Genomic DNA, 18,000 nt, shown 5'->3' with positions numbered 1-18,000 from the left:
CATGGCGCGGTGGGGGTATACTCCCGCGCCCTTTTGACAGACAGGTTTCCCATGGCCACTTCCTACCTCGACCACAACCTGGCCCTGCTCGCCCACCTGCGCAGCATCCTGATCGCCCTCGGCGAGGCCGAGCAGATTCCCGACGACAGCCATGCGCTGTTTCTCGAGCGCTTCGACGATCTGCTCGAATCCCTGCCGCACGTGCCGGAGGATCGCCCCCTCGGCCAGGACCTGATCTGCCAGGTATTCCACCGCTACCCGCAGGTGGCGCACCTGGTGCCGCGCGACCTGCTGTGGTTCTTCGGCGGAGATTGCCTGCACTACATGCCTGACGAGGAAATCGCCCTGTACCAGGAGCTGGACGAGCGCCGCTACGCCGCCGAGGAAGCCGGCGAGCCGTTCGACTGGAACATGGAAAAGCAGTTGCTGGCGCTTCCCGAGAACAGCCCCAAGCACTGAGCGGCGGCGCCACCTGTCTCCCCTCTCCCTTGACGGGTGAGGGGACGGGGGAGAGGGTGACAGGCTCCGCAACCCAACCTGTCTCAGGTATCCAGATGCCCGGCCAGGAACTGCGCCAGGCGGCGCTGCATCAGCGGACCCGGCGTGCCCAGGCAGGCGATGGGCGTGCCGGCCAGGCTGTCACGCCCCAGCTCGGACCCTTCACCACACAGCGCCAGCGGGCAATCCAGCGCCAGCACCAGCTTGCTCAACTGGCGGCGCAAGGCCTCGTCCGGGGGTAGCGTGGCATACAGCACCAGCGCGCGCGGGTGCACGGCCTGGCAGACCAGGCTCAGTTCATCCAGTGGCTGCCCGAGCGGCAGCAGGCGCACGGTGCCGGCATCGCCATTGAGCAACAGGCCGGCGACCAGCAGCTCCAGCTCGCGGCACTGGCCGGGCAGCGCGGCCATCAGCAGTGCCTGCTCGCCCGGCCGGTGCGCCAGTTGCAGACGTTGCAGTACCCGGGCGCGCAGGAAGGCGTCGAGGAATAGCCAGCGACTGGTCTGGCCGAACGCCTCGCCGCGCGCCAGCTCGCGCCACAGCGGCAGCAGGATGTCCTCGAACACCACCGACAGCGGGTAGGTGGAAAACACCTGGCCGTACAGCTGTTCCAGGCGCGACTCGTCGAAATCGGCCAGGGCCTCGCGCAGGCGCGCCTGCCACTCGCCCCACTCCCCGACCCGGGGCTCGACCACTGCCGCCGCCTGGGCCCGGCTGTTCGCGCCACGCTCCAGCAGTTGCGCGACCTTGCTGACCGCCACGCCGCGCTCGGTCCAGGTGAGGATGCTGCGGATTGCCTCGACATCGGCCGGCGAATACAGGCGATGACCACCCTCGGTGCGCAACGGCTGGATCAGCCCATAGCGGCGCTCCCAGGCGCGCAGGGTGACCGGATTGACGCCGGTCAGGCGCACCACCTCGCGGATGGGCAGCAGCTGCGCTTCGGCGTCGGGCGTGATGGCGTTGGAGAGTTCGTTCATGACGGAACCAGGGCTGGTCGGATGCGCGGCATTCTATCAAAGGCATCGACGGGGTAACCGTTGCTAACAACCCGGAAAAAGCAGAGGGTTCCTTCCTCGGTTGGTTGCTCTAGAATGCCGCGAAAACCTGCGGAACCCGCCCCCATGATCAACGCCAAACTGCTCCAACTGGTCATCGAAGCCTCCAACGACGGCATCGTGGTTGCCGAACAGGAAGGCGATGACAACATCCTCATCTATGCCAACCCGGCCTTCGAGCGCCTGACCGGCTACGCGGTGGACGACATCCTCTATCAGGACTGCCGTTTCCTGCAGTCCGGCGACCGCGACCAGCCGGGCCTGCAGGCGATCCGCGAGGCGATCCGCGCCAACCAGCCGTGCCGGCAGATCATCCGCAACTACCGCAAGGATGGCACGCCGTTCTGGAATGAACTGTCGATCACCCCGGTGTTCAACGAGGCCGACCAGCTCACCTACTTCATCGGCATCCAGAAGGACGTCAGCGTCGAGGTCGAGGCTTCCGAGCGGGTCCGCCAGCTGGAAGCCGAAGTCGCCGAGCTGAAACGCCAACTGGCTGAACGCGACGCCTGACACGCCCCGCCGGGTGATGAAGATCATCAAGCCCACGCCCGCCCGGCCGTAGGCCAGCCTCAGAGTTCCATGGGCGCCTGGCGACACAGCTCGGCCAGCGCCGCCACCCAGGCCTCGTGGTCGTTCAGGCAGGGCACCAGGCGCAGTTCCTCGCCACCGGCGGCGAGAAACTGTTCGCGGCCGCGGTCGCCAATTTCCTCCAGCGTCTCGATGCAATCGGCGACGAACGCCGGGCACATCACCAGCAGCTTCTTCACCCCACGCGCTGCCAGCTCGTCCAGGCGTGCCTCGGTATAGGGCTCGATCCACTTGGCCCGCCCCAGCCGCGACTGAAAGGCCACCGACCACTGCTCGGGGGCCAGCCCGGCCAGCCGAGCGAAGCCCTCGGCGGTTTTCAGACATTGCGCGCGATAGCACGTGGCAAGCACCGCGCCCTCTGCCCGCTGGCAGCAATCGGCGCTTTTCAGGCAATGACTGCCCGAGGGGTCGCGCTTGTGCAGATGGCGCTCGGGCAGTCCATGAAAGCTCAACAGCAGGTGGTCGAAGCTCTCGTCCAGATAGGGCCTGGCGCTGGTGGTCAGCGCCTGCAGGTACAGCGGCTGATCGTAGAACGGCGGCAGGATCGACAGCCGCAGCCGCAGGCCGTGGCGACGGATCACCCGCCGCGCCTCCTCGATGACCGTCGTCACGGTGCTGTCGGCGAACTGCGGATAGAGCGGCGCCAGGGTTACCCGCTCACAGCCCTGGTCAGCCAGGCGACGCAGCACTCGCTCGATGGACGGCTCGCCATAACGCATGGCCAGTTCCACCGGCCCCTGCCAGTGCGCATGCATCGCCCGCTGCAAACGGCGACTGATTTCCACCAGCGGCGAACCCTCCGGCCACCAGATCGACGCATAGGCCTCGGCGGACTGCGCCGGCCGACGCAGCAGGATCAACGACACCAGCAGACGCCGCAGCGGCCATGGCAGATCGATCACATGAGGGTCCATCAGAAACTGGTTGAGGTAGCGGCGCACATCGGCCACATCGGTGGAGGCCGGTGAACCGAGGTTCACCAGCACGAGAGCGTGATCGGTCATGCAATGTTCCTGTAGCCGAGAGAAAAGAGGCGCGGCAGCGCAGGGAGCACAGGCCGGCGTTCGCCGTGCGCACACACCCGCCGCAACGGCCGGAGATTCTTGTACACAATCGAACACTTGTACAGCTTTTAAGCTCGGGCTAGCCTGTTGGCATTACCCAGGAGGTTGCCCATGCAGAACAATCCGATTGCCATCATCGGCAGCGGCATCGCCGGTCTTGCCGCCGCGCGCACCCTGGCCGAGGCAGGACGTGCCGTACAGCTGTTCGACAAGAGCCGTGGCAGCGGCGGCCGGCTGGCCAGCAAGCGCAGTAGCATCGGCGATCTGGATATCGGCGCGCCGTATTTCACTGCCCGCGACGCGCACTTTCAGGCGGCCGTCGCCCAGTGGCAGGCCGCCGGCTGGGTCGCCCCCTGGACACCTGCGCTATACCGCCACCAGGACGGGCATCTGCTGCGTGTCGACAACGACACGCAGCGCTGGGTCGGCACCCCGCGCATGAGCGCCCTGACCCGAGCTCTGCTGGGCGATCTGCCGGTACGCTTCAACTGTCGAGTAACCGAGATCGCGGCAAGCGCCGGCCACTGGCATCTGCTCGACACGGACGGTAACCGCCACGGACCCTTCAGCCAGGTGATCGTCGCTGTACCGGCGCCCCAGGCCAGCGCCCTGCTCGGCGCGGCACCGAGCCTGGCGGCGCGCGCTGCCAGCGTATCGATGCACCCCACCTGGACCGTTGCGCTGGGTTTCCGCCAGCCCTTGCCCAGCGCCGTTGAAGCCTGTTTCGTGCGCGGCGCGCCGCTGGACTGGCTCGCCCGCACGTCCAGCAAACCCGGCCGCGACAGCGGCATGGACAGCTGGGTGCTGCATGCCGACAGCGCCTGGAGCGAACGGCACCGTGAGCTGCCCGCCACCCAGGTCATCGCCCGCCTCTACGATGCGTTCGCCGCCACCATCGACTGTCCGCTGCCGCCCTCCGACTTCAGCCTCGCCCACCGCTGGCTCTATGCCCGGCCTGCCCAGCCGCTGAGCCCGGGCGTGCTGGCGGACCCGGAAGTCGGTCTGTATGCGTGCGGCGACTGGTGCCGGTCGGGACGCGTCGAAGACGCCTGGCTGAGCGGCCGGGACGCGGCGCTGCAGCTTCTGGAGCGCTCATGAACCGTTTCAATCCCCGCAAGCTCAGACTGTCCAAGTGGACCGCCTGCCAGCCGGAGAACCGCGAAAAGCATTTTCTGGTCACCGAGCTGATCTGTGACGAGGACGGCACACCGCTGCAGATCGACTTGCAGGCGGTATACAGCGGGCGCACGCAGCGCCTCGACTGGCGCGAGCTTCGCGACAGTCGGCGGTGGACCATCGGCTGGCGATGATCGGCCGGTATTGCGTCGCCGCGCACACCACTAACCGCGATAGTGATACACAACGCCGTCTCGTACAGCTTTTGACCGAGCAAGGGAAACAGCAACTGGCTGACCTAGGCCAACGCTCCTGCTCCTCGGCGCTCATCTGCGCGCCGGCCGCTTGCCCTTCGTGTACAAGTTTCCCTAACCCAAGGCCAATATTTGCTGACCATATGGCCTATAGCTATTTCTCACTTGTACATGTACAGCTTTTTGTATAACTTTTGCCGCATTCACAGGTGGAGCGTTTCTCTCCGCCCCGCGCGTGCGGTTCGGCGTTCATCCGCACCTTCCCCGCCCTCCCCAGGAGTCATGCGATGTTCATGCGTAACCGCACTCTGCAACAGGCCCTGCATGCCAGCCAGACACAACAGGCCGAGCTGGCCGCGGAACGCGCCGCCGTCCACGAGGCTCTGGCAATCGTCACCCTGAGTCCAAACGGCGAGATCCTGGATGCCAACCCGCGTTATCTGGAAACGCTCGGCTACGCGCCGGGCACCCTGCGTGACCGCCCGCTACGCAGCCTGCTGCACCCCGTCTATGCACAGGGGCAGGCCTTCACCCGACTGTGGCAGGAGGTCCGCCAGGGCCGGAACAGCCAAGCCTTGCTGCCCTATCAGACCCGCGACGGCCAGCCGCGCTGGCTGGACGTCTGCCATGTGGCGCTGCGCGATGCGGACGGCCGGGTGCAGCGCATCCTGCAGCTGGCCAGCGATGTCACGGCACGCACCCGCGAGGCGCAGTCGGCCAGTAACGTGCTGCAAGCCGCCAGCCGCTCCATGGCCATCATCGAATTCGACCTGCACGGCCAGGTGGTGAACGCCAACGAGAACTTCCTGCAGCTGATGGGCTATCGCCTGGACGCCCTGCGCGGCCAGCACCATCGCCTTTTCTGCGAAGCCGAGGAGGTGCAGAGCGAGGCCTACCGCACCTTCTGGAGCCGGCTGCAGCGCGGCGAGTTCCAGTCCGGACTGTTCCGCCGGCGCGACAGCCGGGGCGCCACCGTGTGGCTGCAGGCCACCTACAACCCGCTGTACGACGAACATGGCCAACTGTATGGGGTGATCAAGTTCGCCAGTGACCTGACCCGCCGGGTGGAACAGCGACAGGCGGAATCCCAGGCGGCGCGGCTGGCCTTCGACACCTCCCGACAGACCGACCAGCACGCCCGCGAGGGCGCTGCGGTGGTGCAGCAGACCGTCGGCGTGGTGCAAAGCATCGCCGATGAACTGCAGCAGGTGGCGCGCAGCATCGCCGCGCTGAGTCAGCAGTCCGAGGAGATCGGCAGCATTGTCGATGCCATTCGCGGCATCGCCGAACAGACCAACCTGCTGGCCCTCAACGCGGCCATCGAGGCGGCCCGCGCCGGGGCCCAGGGTCGCGGCTTCGCCGTGGTCGCCGACGAGGTGCGCAACCTGGCGCGGCGCACCAGCGAGGCGACGGTGGCCATCGGCGAAGTGGTGAACAAGAACCGCGAGCTGGCCCGGCAGGCGGTGAGCAGCATGCAGGCCGGCACCCAGAAAGCCGAACAGGGCGTGGGCCTGGCCAACCAGGCTGGCACGGTGATCCTCGATATCCAGCACGGCGCCCAGAAAGTCGTCGACGCGGTGGGACAGTTCGCCCAGACCCTCGATCAGCGCCAGTGACCCGGCGCTGATCCGCTGCGGCCGGCGTCAGGGCGCCGGCCAGTTCACCTGCGGCAGCGCCTCGAAGGCCGGCCGGGCAAACAGGTAGCCCTGGAACAGATGAATACCCAGCGCCTGCAACTGGCGCAGCTCGCCAGGGGTTTCGATGCCCTCGGCGATCACCTCGATCCCCAGTACCCGGCACACGCCGAGAATCCCCTGCACGATGGCCTGGCGCACCGGGTCGGTATCGATGCCCCGCACCAGCGCCATGTCCAACTTGATGATGTCGGGCTGGAACTCGGCCAGCAGGTTGAGCCCGGAATAGCCGGCGCCGAAGTCGTCGATGGCGGTCATGAATTTCTGCCGCTGGTACTCGTCGATGATCTCCTTCAGGTGGGCCTTGTCCACCAGCTGCTCGCTTTCGGTGATCTCAAAGATGATCCGCTCGGTGGGAAAGCCGAAGCGCCGTGCCGCCGCCAGGGTGGCGCGGATGCAGGTGGCCGCCCGGTAGACCGCGTTGGGCAGGAAATTGATGCTCAGCCGGCAGGGCATACCCAGCCGGGCGGCCAGCTCGACGGCCTTGACCCGGCAGGCCTGGTCGAAGGCGTAGCGGTTCTGGTCGTTGACCCGGGCGAGCACGCTGGCCGCCCCGCTGCCGTCGGTGCCGCGCACCAGCGCCTCGTAGGCATACAGGCTGCGGTCACGCAGGTCGATGATGGGCTGGAAGGCCATGCTGAAATCGAAATCCAGGGCCTGGCCGTCCCGGCAGGAGGCGCAGGGAGGGAGGGATGGCTGTTCGCTCATGCGATGAGAGTCCGAAGGGGTGGTAGGGAGAAAAGAGAAAACGGAGAAACGGGCCGCCGCTCAGTCCGTCGGCCAGACGCATTGTCGGGCGCGACCCTGGCGCTTGGCCGCGTAAAGCGCCTGGTCGGCGTGGCGCAGCAGCGTGGTAATGGCATCGCCGGGCCGGCGGCTATACAGGCCCGCGCTGAAATTGATGCGCAGCCCCGGCGCGGAAAAACGCAGTGACTGGCACGCCTCGCGCAAGCGGTCAAGCAGACGGCTGGCGCCGTCGCAGTCGCTTTCCGGCAGGACCAGCAGGAACTCCTCGCCGCCGATGCGCCCGGCGCAGTCGCTGTCGCGGTACAGGGTCTTGAGCAGACGAGCGAAGGCAACCAGCACCTCATCGCCGACCACGTGGCCGTGCCGGTCGTTGACCCCCTTGAAGTCGTCCAGGTCGATCATCGCCACCACCAGCGGCCGCTGGTAGCGGTTCGCCGCACGCAACAGCCGCTGCAACACCTCGAGGGTGCGCCGGCGGTTGTACAGGCCGGTCAGGCTGTCGGCCGCGGCCATGCGCGCCAGCACCCGGTTGCGCTCCTGCAGTTCGCGCTCGCGCGCCTTGCGCGCACCGATGTCGACCAGCACGACCAGCACCCGCCGATCGCCAGCGTCCGCGTCGAGGCGGCAGGCTTCGATCAGCATCGCCCGGGCGCGGCCCTGTCCGTCCACCAGCACGCATTCTCCCTGCAGCACCCCGCCCTGCTCGATCAGCTGCCGATGGCCACGCACAAGAGCCAGACGCATGCCATGAGGCAGCAGCGGGCCGAAGGCCTGACCGATCAACTGCTCGGGGCGGAAACCCAGCGAACCCAGCAGCCCGGGACTGACCTGCAGGATGCAACCCCGCTCATCGAGCACACACATGCCCAGCGGCACGGAGTCGACGAAGCGCTCCCGTGTGGGCGTCGGCGCCACCAGCCCGTCAGGCGTCGTCACGATCGTGCCCGACCCAGATCAACTGCGAGACATCGATGCCCAGCTTGGCCGCGTGCGCCAGCAGGCGCTCGCGGACGTCCGCCGGCAGGTGCTTGTCGCGGGCCAGGATCCACAGGTAATCGCGGTTTGGCCCCATCACCAGAGCCCAACGGTAATCCTGCTGATCCAGCGCCACCAGGTGATAGCCGCCATAGAACGGCCCGAAGAAGGACACCTTCAGCGAGCCGACATTCTCCGCACCGATGAAGCGCGCCGTACCGACCGCCTCCTGCCAGCGGCGGCGTTTCTCGTCATAGCCCCGGTTGATGACTTCGACGCTGCCATCCGGGCGCTGGCGGTAACGGGCGTTGACGTTGCTCAGGCCACGCTCGAAGGAATGATCCAGGCGGGCGATTTCGTACCAGGTGCCCAGATAACGCGGCAGCTCGAACGGGCTGACCACGGCAACGCCTTTGGGCGGCGCATAAGAACAGCCGACCAGACCGAGTAGCGGAAGCAGCAGCAAGGCAGCAAGCGCGGAGCGAAGAAGCATGGCGTTCTCCTGGAACAGCGGGGCGGCGAAAACTGTACAACAAAGTTATACAGAAAGTTTGACATGTACAACAAAAACCTTATTCTGAGATCAAATCTGTACAAGTCACACCACGCTGTACATGTATGAGGTTCCCCATGACCACGTCCCTCGGCACTCTCAAGATCGGCATCAGCGCCTGCCTGCTCGGCCAGCCGGTGCGCTTCAACGGTGGCCACAAGGAGTCGCGCCTGTGCAGCGAGGTGCTGGCGCGGCATTTCCAGTTCGTGCCGGTGTGCCCGGAAGTGGCCATCGGCCTGGGCACCCCGCGCCAGGCGATTCGCCTGGTGGGCGAACCCGAGCAGCCTCGCGCGGTGGGTTCGCGCAACGCCGCCCTGGATGTCAGCGATGCCCTGGGCGCCTACGGCCGCCAGGTGGCCGCCGAGGCGGATGAATTGTGCGGCTTCATCCTCATGCAGAAGTCGCCGTCCTGCGGCATGGAGCGGGTCAAGGTCTACCGCGACGACGGCCAGCCCGCCGCAGCCACCGGACGCGGATTGTTCGCCGCCGCGCTGATGGACACCCGCCCGGACCTGCCGGTGGAAGAAGACGGCCGTCTCAACGACCCGGTGTTGCGCGAGAACTTCATCACCCGCGTCTACGTCTACGCCGCCTGGCAGCGCCTGCTGCGCGGCGGACTGAGCCGCCGCGCGCTGTACGACTTCCACGCCCGCTACAAGTACCAGCTGATGGCTACCAGCCGCGCGCAGTACCGGGACCTTGGCCGGATGCTGGCGGAAAACCGCGAGCCGCTGGAGACCTTCGCCCCGCGCTACTTCAGCGCCCTGATGACGGCGCTGCGCCGACCCGCCAGCCGCGGCAGCCATAGCAACGTGCTGCAGCACCTGAGCGGCTACCTCAAGCGCAGCCTGAGCACTCATGACCGCCAGGAGATGCAGGAGCTCATCGAGCGCTACCGCCAGGGACAGATCCCGCTCGTGGTGCCGCTGACCCTGCTCAAGCACCACCTGCGTCACCACCCGGACGGTTACCTGGCGGACCAGGCCTACCTGCAGCCGCATCCCGAAGACCTCAGCCTGCGCAACACCCTGTGACCATGAACGAGACCCTCGACCTCCCAGGCAGCGCCTCCGAGCTGCTGCCGATCCGCGACGTGGCCCGGCTGACCGGCGTCAACCCGGTCACCCTGCGCGCCTGGGAACGCCGCTACGGGCTGATCCTGCCGCAGCGCACGCCCAAGGGCCATCGGCTGTACTCCCACTCGCAGGTCGAGCAGATCCGCCAGGTGCTCGACTGGCTGGAGCGTGGCGTGGCGGTGGGCCAGGTCAAGGGGCTGCTGGATGCACAGCGTCCGGCCAAGCCTCTGGAAGACACCTCCTGGCAGGAACGGCGCAACCAGTTGCAAAGCTGCATCGAGGAGCTGGCCGAGCGCGCCCTGGACGACTGCTTCAACCGCGCCATGGCGCTCTATCCCGCCACCACCCTGTGCCGGCACCTGCTGTTGCCGCTGCTCGATGCCCTGCGCCGGCGCTGGCGCCAGCCCGGCGCGCAGCTGGAGCAGGTGTTCTTCCTGTCCTGGCTGCGCAGCAAGCTGGGCGCGCGCCTGTATCACTGCAACCGCCAGCACGGCGGCGCGCCGCTGCTGATGCTCAACCTGGGCGAGCAGCCCATGGAGCCGGACCTGTGGCTGTGCGCCTGGCTGGCCAGCGACGCCGAGTGCCCGGTGCAGGTGCTCGATTGGCCGGTGCCGCCGCCGCAGCTGGCGGTCGCGGTGCACCAGTTGAATCCTCGCGCAGTGCTGCTGTGCGGCGACCAGCCGCTCGGTCTTCCCCGGCTGCGCCAACTGCTGAACGACATCGCCTGCCCCCGGCTGCTCTGCGGTCCGGCGGTGGCCATTCATCCGGATGCCCTGCAGGAACTCGGCAACCTGCACGTGTCGGGCGATCCGCTGGAGGCCCTGGGACAGCTGCACCACCTGGGTCTGCTCGGTGGAGGTGCACCATGCGCCAGCTGATCTGGCTGCGCAGCGACCTGCGCGTGCATGACAACCGCGCCCTGCACGCGGCCCTGGCGGCCGGGCCGACCCTGGCGGTCTACCTGATCACCCCCGGCCAGTGGCGCGCCCATGACGACGCACCCTGCAAGATCGACTTCTGGCTGCGCAACCTGACGGAGCTGCGCCTGCAGCTGAACGCCCTCAACGTGCCGCTGCTGATCCGCCAGGCCGAACGCTGGGACGCCGCGCCCGCCGTGCTGGCCGAGCTGTGCCAGACGCACGGCATCGGCTGCGTGCAGGTCAACGACGAGTACGGGCTGCACGAAGCGGCCCGCGACCAGGCGGTGGCCGACCGGCTGGCCGCCCAGGGCGTCGGCTTCCAGCGCCATCTGGACCAGCTGCTGTTCCAGCCCGGCAGCCTGCTGACCCGCTCCGGCGGCTACTTCAAGGTGTTCAGCCAGTTCCGCAAGGTCGCCCATGCGCGCCTGCACGACGCCCTGCCCGACTGCCTGCCGCGTCCCCAGCCGCAGGCGCCGCTGGCGGTCGAGGGCGATTCGCTGCCCGACAGCGTGGCCGGCTTCGCACGGCCGAACGAAACACTGCGCCAGCTGTGGCCGGCCGGCGAAGGCCACGCCCTCGACCGCCTGCAGCGCTTCGTCGATGAACACCTGGCCGACTACGACCGCTGCCGCGACCTGCCCGCCCTGCCCGGCACCAGCCAGCTGTCGCCCTACCTGGCCGCCGGCGTGCTGTCGCCCCGGCAATGCCTGCACGCCGCGCTGCGCGCCAACCAGGGCGAGTTCGCCAGCGGCCAGCCGGGCGCGGTGGCCTGGATCAACGAGCTGCTGTGGCGCGAGTTCTACAAGCACGTGCTGGTCGGCTTTCCCCGCGTCTCCCGGCACCGCGCCTTCCGCCCGGAAACCGAGGCGCTGCCCTGGCGCGATGCTCCAGAGGAGCTGGCAGCCTGGCAGGCCGGGCGTACCGGCTTTCCGTTGATCGATGCCGCCATGCGCCAGCTCGCCGCCACCGGCTGGATGCACAACCGCCTGCGCATGCTGGTGGCCATGTTCCTCAGCAAGAACCTGCTGATCGACTGGCGCGCCGGCGAGCGCTTCTTCATGGGTCAGCTGATCGACGGCGACCTGGCCGCCAACAACGGCGGCTGGCAGTGGAGCGCCTCCACCGGCACCGACGCGGTGCCCTATTTCCGCCTGTTCAACCCGATCAGCCAGTCGCGCCGCTTCGATCCGGACGGGCGCTTCATCCGCCACTGGCTGCCGGAACTGGCGCACCTGGACAACCGCGCCATCCACGAACCCGCCGCCCTCGGCGGCCTGTTTGGCGCACCGAATTACCCGCGTCCGCTGGTGGACCTCGCCGCCAGCCGCGCCCGGGCGCTGGCCGCGTTCCGCGACCTGCCATCACGGGAGACCGACCATGAGTGACTTCCTGCCCCTCTTCGCCAGACGCTTCGCCGCCCTCGACGCCGGCAGCCTCGACCGCCTGGGCCAGCTGTACACCGAGGACATCCGCTTCCAGGACCCGCTGCACCGGGTGGAGGGGCTGGCCGCGCTGCGCGATTACTTCGCCGCGCTGTACGCCAATGTGCAGGACCTGCAGTTCGACTTCCACGGCTTCGAGCAGAGCGCCGCCGGCGCCGGCTACCTGCGCTGGACCATGCGCTACCGCCACCCGCGCCTGCGCGGCGGCGCGCCGATCGAGGTGGACGGCTGTTCCTACCTGCGCTGGTCCCAGGGCCGCGTGTACCTGCATCGCGACTACTTCGACGCCGGGGCGTTGCTCTACGAGCACTTGCCAGTGCTCGGCACGCTGATCGGCTGGCTGAAACGGAGGCTGTCATGAAACGTATCTGGCTGACCGGCGCCAGCAGCGGCATCGGGGCCGCGCTGGCCGAACAACTGCTGGTCCGGGGACACCGGCTGGCGCTCAGCGCCCGGCGCACGGAGCCGCTGGAACAGCTGGCGGCACGCTGGCCGGGACAGGTACTGGTGGTCCCCGGCGACCTGGGCGACGCCGAACAGGTGCCGGCCATCGGCGCACGCATCGCCGAGGAATGGGGCGCGCTGGACCAGGTGATCCTCAATGCCGGCACCTGCGAATACCTGGAAGTACGCCGCTTCGAGGCGGCGCTGATCGAACGGGTGATGCGCGCCAACCTGCTGTCGGTGGCCTACTGCCTGGAAGCCGCGCTGCCGCTGCTGCGCCAGGGCGAGCGCCCGCATCTGGTGGCGGTGAGCAGCTCGGTGACCTGGCTGGCCCTGCCGCGCGCCGAGGCCTACGGCGCCTCCAAGGCGGCGCTGCGCTACCTGTGCGAATCGCTGCGCGTCGACCTGGCCGCCGAGGGCATCGACGTCACCCTGGTCAGCCCCGGGTTCGTCGACACCCCGCTGACCCGCCAGAACGATTTCCCCATGCCCCTGCGCTGGCCGGTGGACAAGGCCGCCCGCCACATCGCCGCGCGCCTGGACCGCCGGCCCCTGGAGATCGCCTTCCCGGCGCCGTTCATCGCCACGCTGCGCCTGATCGCCCTGTTACCCCAACGCCTGCAGCTTGCCCTGGGCAAGCGCATGGCCCGCACCGCCACGGAAGATCGCACCCCATGAATATCGCACTGATCGGCAGCGGCATCGCCGGCCTGACCGCCGCCCACCTGCTCAGCCGCCGCCATAGCGTCACCCTGTTCGAGGCCGACACCCGGCTCGGCGGCCACACCCACACCGTGGATGTCACGGTGGACGGCCGCCGCTACGCCATCGACACCGGGTTCATCGTCTACAACGACTGGACCTACCCGAACTTCATCCGCCTGCTCGACCAGCTCGGAGTGGCCTCGCGGCCGACCGAGATGAGCTTCTCGGTGCGCGATCCGCGCAGCGACCTGGAGTACAACGGCCACAACCTCAACAGCCTGTTCGCCCAGCGGCGCAACCTGGTGTCGCCGGGCTTCTGGGGCATGTTGCGCGACATCCTGCGCTTCAACAAACAGGCACTGCAGGACCTCGAACAGCAGCGTATCCCCGCCGACATGACCCTCGGCGCGTATCTGGGCCGCAACGGCTACGGCGCGCGCTTCATCGACCATTACATCGTGCCGATGGGCTCGGCGATCTGGTCGATGTCGTTGGCCGCCATGCTGGATTTCCCGCTGCAGTTCTTCGTGCGCTTCTGCAAGAACCATGGACTGCTGTCGGTCAACGACCGTCCGCAATGGCGGGTGGTCGCAGGCGGCTCGCGCAGCTACCTGGAACCGCTGAGCGCCGGCTTCGCCGAGGGCATCCGCCTGAACTGCCCGGTGCAGCGCGTCGAGCGCGACGCCGAGGGCGTGACGGTGCACAGCGCCGCCGGGCGCGAGCGCTTCGACAAGGTGGTGTTCGCCTGCCACAGCGACCAGGCCCTGGCGCTGCTCGCCGACCCCAGCGTCGCCGAGCGCGAGATTCTCGGCGCGCTGCGCTACGCCGACAACGACGTGGTGCTGCACACCGACACCCGCCTGCTGCCGGCGCGCCGCCTGGCCTGGGCGAGCTGGAACTATCGCCTCGGCGGGCCGGCCGACCAGCCGGCCGCCGTCACCTACAACATGAACATCCTGCAGGGCATCGACAGCGACACCACCTTCTGCGTCAGCCTCAACCAGACCGCCGCCATCGACCCGGCGCGCATCCTCGCCCGCTTCACCTACGCCCACCCGCAGTACAGCCTGGCCGGACTGGCCGCCCAGGAGCGCTGGCGGGAACTGCTCGGCGAGCGGCACAGCTACTACTGCGGCGCCTACTGGGCCAACGGTTTCCATGAGGACGGCGTGGTCAGCGCCCTGCGCGTGGCCGCTGCGTTCGGGGAGGCGCTGTGAACAGCGCGCTCTACCACGGCTGGGTCAGCCACCGGCGCTTCAGTCCGCGCGCGCATGCCTTCCGCTACCGCATCGGCATGCTCTACCTGGACCTCGACGAGCAGGAGCAGGTGCTCGGCCTGTCGTCGCTGGCCGGGCGCTCGCGCCTCGCGCCCTTCGCCTTCCGCGAAACCGATCACCTGCCCGAACACACCCGCCACGGCGAACGGCTGATCGACGCGGTGCGCGAGCGGGTCGAGGCGGCGCTCGGCCACCGCCCGCAGGGTCGCGTCTGCCTGCTCACCCAGCCGCGCAGCTGGGGCCTGGCGTTCAACCCGCTGAGCGTCTTCTTCTGCCACGAGGCCGACGGCCGCCTGGCGGCGATCCTCTGCGAGGTGAGCAATACGCCGTGGCGCGAGCGCTACTACTACGTCCTCCCGGCCGGCGAGGGCGAGCTGCGCCACCGCGTGCCGAAGAGCTTCCACGTCTCGCCGTTCCTGCCTCGCGACCTCGAGTACCGCATGCGCTTCTCGCGCCCGGACGAGCGCCTGCTCGTCCACATGGAGGACTGGCGCGGCGAGGAAAAACTCTTCGAGGCCGGCCTCGGCCTGCGCCGCGAGCCCCTCGACCGCGCCAGCCTGCACCGCCACCTGCTGGCCTTTCCCTGGATGACCGGCAAGACGCTGCTGGGCATTTACTGGCAGGCGCTGCGCCTGCTGCTCAAGCGCACGCCGATCTTCGATCACCAATCCGCTCTCGGTGACCAGCGCACCGCCCGACAGGAGTCCGCCCATGAAAAGCCCTGACCTGACTTCCCCGCGCAACGGCCTGCTGGCCAACGGCCTGGGGGCCGGCCTGCTGAAACGCGGACTGCTGCGCCAGCTCGCGCACCTGCGCCACGGCCAACTGAGCCTGGTCGAGGCCGGCGAGCGCCAGCTGTTCGGCCAACCCGATGCCCATGCCCACCTGCGGGCGGAAATCCAGGTGCACGACGAGGCGTTCTGGCCGACGGTGGCCGGCAACGGATCGATCGGCGCTGGCGAAGCCTACATGCAGGGTTACTGGAGCAGCCCGGACCTCACCGCGGTGATCCGCCTGTTCGTCGTCAACCTGGACGTGCTGGACGGTCTGGAGGGTGGTCTGGCGCGTCTCGGCCGCCCGCTGCTGCACGGCCTGCACTGGCTGAACCGCAACACCCGCCGGGGCTCGCGCAAGAACATCGCCGCCCACTACGACCTGGGCAATGCGCTGTTCGAGCAACTGCTCGATTCGACCATGATGTACTCGGCGGCCATGTTCCGCAGTGCCGAGGACAGCCTGGAACAGGCGCAGCTCTACAAGCTGCAGCGCATCTGCGAGAAGCTCGACCTCAAGCCCGACGACCACCTGCTGGAGATCGGCACCGGCTGGGGCAGCATGGCGCTGTACGCGGCCAGCCACTATGGCTGCCGCGTGACTACCACCACCCTGTCGCGCGAGCAGTACGAGTACACCCGCCAGCGCATTGAGGCCCAGGGCCTGCAGGATCGCATCACCCTGCTGCTCAAGGACTATCGCGACCTCGAGGGCCAGTACGACAAGCTGGTGTCCATCGAGATGATCGAGGCGGTCGGCCACCGCTACCTGCCGACCTACTTCCGCCAGTGCGCGCGACTGCTCAAGGACGACGGCCTGATGCTGCTGCAGAGCATCACCATCCGCGACCAGCGCTACGAACAGGCCAAGGGCTCGGTGGACTTCATCCAGCGCTACATCTTCCCGGGCGGCGCCCTGCCCTCGCTGCAGGTGCTGCTGGAGAACGTCGGCCGCGACACCGACCTGAACCTGCACCACATGGAGGACTTCGGCCTGCACTACGCGCGCACCCTGCGCCTGTGGCACGACAACCTGCACCGCGCCCGGCACAGCCTGGAACAGCTCGGCTACGACGAGCAGTTCTACCGGCTCTGGGAGTTCTACCTCTGTTACTGCGAGGGCGGCTTCCTGGAACGCAGCATCGGCGCCGCGCAACTGCTGCTGGCCAAGCCCGGCGCGCGTCCCGAGCCGCTGCTGGCGCGGGGGTTCTGATGCCGCTGGCGCACGTGCTGGCCAATGCCGGGCTGTTCCAGCTTGGCTGGTTCGCCTGTGTGCTGGGCGCGCAGCGGCCCTGGCTGTTGCTGGTCGCCGTCGCCTGCCTGCTGGTGCACCTGCTGTGGATGGCGCCGACGCGCGGCGAATGGCGCCTGGTTGCACTGACCATGCTGGCCGGCTGGCTGCTGGACAGCGCGTTGCTCAACCTGGGGCTGTTCGACTTCGGCGCTGGCGCCCCGGTCGCGCCGCTGTGGCTGGCGCTGCTCTGGGCGCTGTTCGCCACCACGCTGCGCCATTGCCTGGCCTGGACGGCGCGCCCCTGGTGGCGGGCCAGCCTGCTGGGTGCGGTTGGCGGGCCGCTGTCCTACCTGGCCGGCGCCGAGTTGGCCGGGGTTGGCCTGCCGTGGGGCCTGCTGCCGAGTCTGCTGGTGCTGGCGGGGGTGTGGGCGGTGGTGATGCCCTTGTTGCATGGGCTGGCACGACTGCCGGTGGTGGCCAACGCGGGGCGTTGACCACTCTACGGGAGGTGACGGTGCGGGCCGGGAGTCAGGCGTCGTCGCGGTCCTGGCGCACCCAGATCAGCTCCGAGACGTCGAAGCCCAGCAGCGCCGCCTGGCGCACCAGGTACTCCTGGATCTTGGGGTCGAGCTGCTTGTCGCGGGAGAGGATCCACAGGTAATCCCGATCGGCACCCGCCACCAGGGCCCAGCTGTAGTTCACCTGGTCCAGCGCCACCAGGTGATAACCACCCGCAAAGGGGCCGAAGAAGGAGACCTTCAGCGAGCCGACGTTCTCCGAGCCGATGAATTGGGCTTCGCCTTCCGCCTCTTCATATTCGCCTTTGTTGTCGTTGTAGCCCCGGTTGATTACCTTCACTTCACCGTCCGGCCATTGGCTGTAGGTGGCCGTCACATTGGAAAGTCCCCGCTCGAAGCGGTGGTCCAGGCGGGCGATCTCGTACCACTTGCCCAGGTAACGCTCGATCTCGAACGGCGCGACCGGCGTGATGCCGTCGGGGGGCGATGTGGAGCAGCCGGTCAGGCCGAGCAGTGCAACCAACAGCATTCCAACCAGCAGACTTCCCGAACGATGACGCGTCATGGGGGTGTTCTCCTTGGTAGTAGCGATGCGGCGGGGACGCCGAAACCGGTAGACCATGGTGCCGGTGGCAGGTTGCGCCCGAGCCGTGCCAGCGCCTGGCGGCCGGATAAACGTCGTGCCTGGGCCGGACAGACCTTCGGGGAAGCCGCATCGGCGGCCGGAAAAGCGCCAACCGCCCTATCGGTCCGAAGCGGCTTGCGCCTGCCGCCGCGTCCGGGGCGATACGCCGCTCCAGAAGGTAGGGCGGACAACGCTTTACCTGTCCGCCGCTGCGCGCCGGGCCGGGCCTGGAGAGGCGGATAAAACAACGATGTCCGCCCTACCGCTGCGCACCAGTGCCAGGGCTTAGGGTGGCGGACAAAAAACAACGTTGTCCGCCCTACGCTGGCGCGCTTGCAACGTAGGGGGCAAGACGTATCTACGGTTCGCGCATACCACAAACAAAAAACCCGCTCCGAGGAGCGGGTTTTTCCTGTTACCGAAGCGACTGGATCAG

General features: G+C 68.1%; 20 protein-coding genes. 14 read left to right on the top strand and 6 right to left on the bottom strand.

Features of this window, described 5'->3' with window-relative positions:
• Positions 1 to 51: 51 nt before the first annotated feature.
• A complete protein-coding gene (locus tag AS93_RS0108745) occupies positions 52 to 459 on the top strand; it encodes a PA2817 family protein (RefSeq protein WP_027590266.1) in 408 nt (135 codons plus the stop codon).
• An 83-nt stretch (positions 460 to 542) separates the two neighbouring features.
• Here AS93_RS0108745 and AS93_RS0108740 read toward each other — a convergent pair whose 3' ends face one another.
• Positions 543 to 1,478: a MerR family transcriptional regulator gene (locus AS93_RS0108740; protein WP_027590265.1), complete on the bottom strand. Its 936-nt coding sequence runs from the start codon at positions 1,476 to 1,478 to the stop codon at positions 543 to 545.
• 144 nt (positions 1,479 to 1,622) lie between these two features.
• On the opposite strand from AS93_RS0108740, the gene AS93_RS0108735 reads away from it, so the two are divergent.
• Complete coding sequence (locus tag AS93_RS0108735; RefSeq protein ID WP_027590264.1) at positions 1,623 to 2,069, top strand: PAS sensor domain-containing protein; 447 nt, start codon at positions 1,623 to 1,625, stop codon at positions 2,067 to 2,069.
• A gap of 59 nt (positions 2,070 to 2,128) precedes the next feature.
• On the opposite strand, the gene hemH is transcribed toward AS93_RS0108735, so the two are convergent.
• On the bottom strand, positions 2,129 to 3,151 hold the full coding sequence (gene hemH, locus AS93_RS0108730; protein WP_027590263.1) for a ferrochelatase: 1,023 nt from the start codon (positions 3,149 to 3,151) through the stop codon (positions 2,129 to 2,131).
• A 171-nt stretch (positions 3,152 to 3,322) separates the two neighbouring features.
• On the opposite strand from hemH, the gene AS93_RS0108725 reads away from it, so the two are divergent.
• From AS93_RS0108725 to AS93_RS0108715, 3 genes are all read left to right on the top strand, one after another.
• Positions 3,323 to 4,309, top strand: coding sequence for an FAD-dependent oxidoreductase (locus AS93_RS0108725; RefSeq protein WP_027590262.1), 987 nt, complete (start codon positions 3,323 to 3,325; stop codon positions 4,307 to 4,309).
• The gene (locus tag AS93_RS0108720) at positions 4,306 to 4,521 is read left to right on the top strand and encodes a TIGR02450 family Trp-rich protein (RefSeq protein ID WP_027590261.1); all 216 of its coding nucleotides are present in this window, start codon (positions 4,306 to 4,308) and stop codon (positions 4,519 to 4,521) included. The genes AS93_RS0108725 and AS93_RS0108720 overlap by 4 nt, the downstream gene beginning before the upstream one ends.
• Before the next feature lie 347 nt (positions 4,522 to 4,868).
• Positions 4,869 to 6,197 (top strand): methyl-accepting chemotaxis protein, encoded by a 1,329-nt coding sequence (locus tag AS93_RS0108715; protein WP_027590260.1) that lies wholly within the window; start codon positions 4,869 to 4,871, stop codon positions 6,195 to 6,197.
• 27 nt (positions 6,198 to 6,224) lie between these two features.
• Here the strand turns inward: AS93_RS0108715 and AS93_RS0108710 are convergent, their stop codons facing one another.
• The 3 genes from AS93_RS0108710 to AS93_RS0108700 are packed head-to-tail and all read right to left on the bottom strand — an operon-like array spanning position 6,225 to position 8,490.
• Positions 6,225 to 6,983, bottom strand: a complete 759-nt coding sequence (locus tag AS93_RS0108710; protein WP_027590259.1) for an EAL domain-containing protein — start codon at positions 6,981 to 6,983, stop codon at positions 6,225 to 6,227.
• A 60-nt stretch (positions 6,984 to 7,043) separates the two neighbouring features.
• Complete coding sequence (locus tag AS93_RS19930) at positions 7,044 to 7,958, bottom strand: diguanylate cyclase (protein ID WP_155956125.1); 915 nt, start codon at positions 7,956 to 7,958, stop codon at positions 7,044 to 7,046.
• On the bottom strand, positions 7,945 to 8,490 hold the full coding sequence (locus tag AS93_RS0108700; RefSeq protein WP_037008753.1) for a lipocalin family protein: 546 nt from the start codon (positions 8,488 to 8,490) through the stop codon (positions 7,945 to 7,947). The genes AS93_RS19930 and AS93_RS0108700 overlap by 14 nt, the downstream gene beginning before the upstream one ends.
• Positions 8,491 to 8,627: 137 nt before the next feature.
• Between AS93_RS0108700 and AS93_RS0108695 the strand changes: the two genes are divergently transcribed.
• Genes AS93_RS0108695 through AS93_RS0108655 form a run of 9 tightly spaced genes read left to right on the top strand, consistent with a single transcriptional unit; the run spans position 8,628 to position 16,915 of the window.
• A complete protein-coding gene (locus tag AS93_RS0108695) occupies positions 8,628 to 9,584 on the top strand; it encodes a DUF523 and DUF1722 domain-containing protein (RefSeq protein ID WP_027590257.1) in 957 nt (318 codons plus the stop codon).
• A gap of 2 nt (positions 9,585 to 9,586) precedes the next feature.
• Positions 9,587 to 10,504, top strand: coding sequence for a MerR family transcriptional regulator (locus AS93_RS0108690; protein ID WP_027590256.1), 918 nt, complete (start codon positions 9,587 to 9,589; stop codon positions 10,502 to 10,504).
• Complete coding sequence (gene phrB, locus AS93_RS0108685) at positions 10,492 to 11,931, top strand: deoxyribodipyrimidine photo-lyase (protein WP_027590255.1); 1,440 nt, start codon at positions 10,492 to 10,494, stop codon at positions 11,929 to 11,931. The genes AS93_RS0108690 and phrB overlap by 13 nt, the downstream gene beginning before the upstream one ends.
• Entirely contained in the window at positions 11,924 to 12,349 is a 426-nt protein-coding gene (locus AS93_RS0108680; RefSeq protein ID WP_027590254.1) for a nuclear transport factor 2 family protein, read from the top strand. Before phrB ends, AS93_RS0108680 begins: the two co-directional genes overlap by 8 nt.
• Positions 12,346 to 13,110: an SDR family NAD(P)-dependent oxidoreductase gene (locus tag AS93_RS0108675; RefSeq protein ID WP_027590253.1), complete on the top strand. Its 765-nt coding sequence runs from the start codon at positions 12,346 to 12,348 to the stop codon at positions 13,108 to 13,110. The genes AS93_RS0108680 and AS93_RS0108675 overlap by 4 nt, the downstream gene beginning before the upstream one ends.
• Positions 13,107 to 14,354: an FAD-dependent oxidoreductase gene (locus AS93_RS0108670; RefSeq protein WP_027590252.1), complete on the top strand. Its 1,248-nt coding sequence runs from the start codon at positions 13,107 to 13,109 to the stop codon at positions 14,352 to 14,354. The genes AS93_RS0108675 and AS93_RS0108670 overlap by 4 nt, the downstream gene beginning before the upstream one ends.
• Positions 14,351 to 15,139 (top strand): DUF1365 domain-containing protein, encoded by a 789-nt coding sequence (locus tag AS93_RS0108665; protein WP_027590251.1) that lies wholly within the window; start codon positions 14,351 to 14,353, stop codon positions 15,137 to 15,139. Before AS93_RS0108670 ends, AS93_RS0108665 begins: the two co-directional genes overlap by 4 nt.
• Positions 15,126 to 16,400 (top strand): cyclopropane-fatty-acyl-phospholipid synthase family protein, encoded by a 1,275-nt coding sequence (locus AS93_RS0108660; RefSeq protein ID WP_027590250.1) that lies wholly within the window; start codon positions 15,126 to 15,128, stop codon positions 16,398 to 16,400. The genes AS93_RS0108665 and AS93_RS0108660 overlap by 14 nt, the downstream gene beginning before the upstream one ends.
• A gap of 5 nt (positions 16,401 to 16,405) precedes the next feature.
• On the top strand, positions 16,406 to 16,915 hold the full coding sequence (locus AS93_RS0108655; RefSeq protein WP_155956126.1) for a DUF2878 domain-containing protein: 510 nt from the start codon (positions 16,406 to 16,408) through the stop codon (positions 16,913 to 16,915).
• A 34-nt stretch (positions 16,916 to 16,949) separates the two neighbouring features.
• Here AS93_RS0108655 and AS93_RS0108650 read toward each other — a convergent pair whose 3' ends face one another.
• Positions 16,950 to 17,468: a lipocalin family protein gene (locus AS93_RS0108650; protein ID WP_175444364.1), complete on the bottom strand. Its 519-nt coding sequence runs from the start codon at positions 17,466 to 17,468 to the stop codon at positions 16,950 to 16,952.
• Positions 17,469 to 18,000: the final 532 nt, after the last annotated feature.

It is taken from the genome of Pseudomonas sp. RL, from assembly GCF_000647775.1.
In the GTDB taxonomy this organism is placed as follows: domain Bacteria; phylum Pseudomonadota; class Gammaproteobacteria; order Pseudomonadales; family Pseudomonadaceae; genus Serpens; species Serpens flexibilis.
This window is presented reverse-complemented; position numbering and strand designations above follow the sequence as displayed.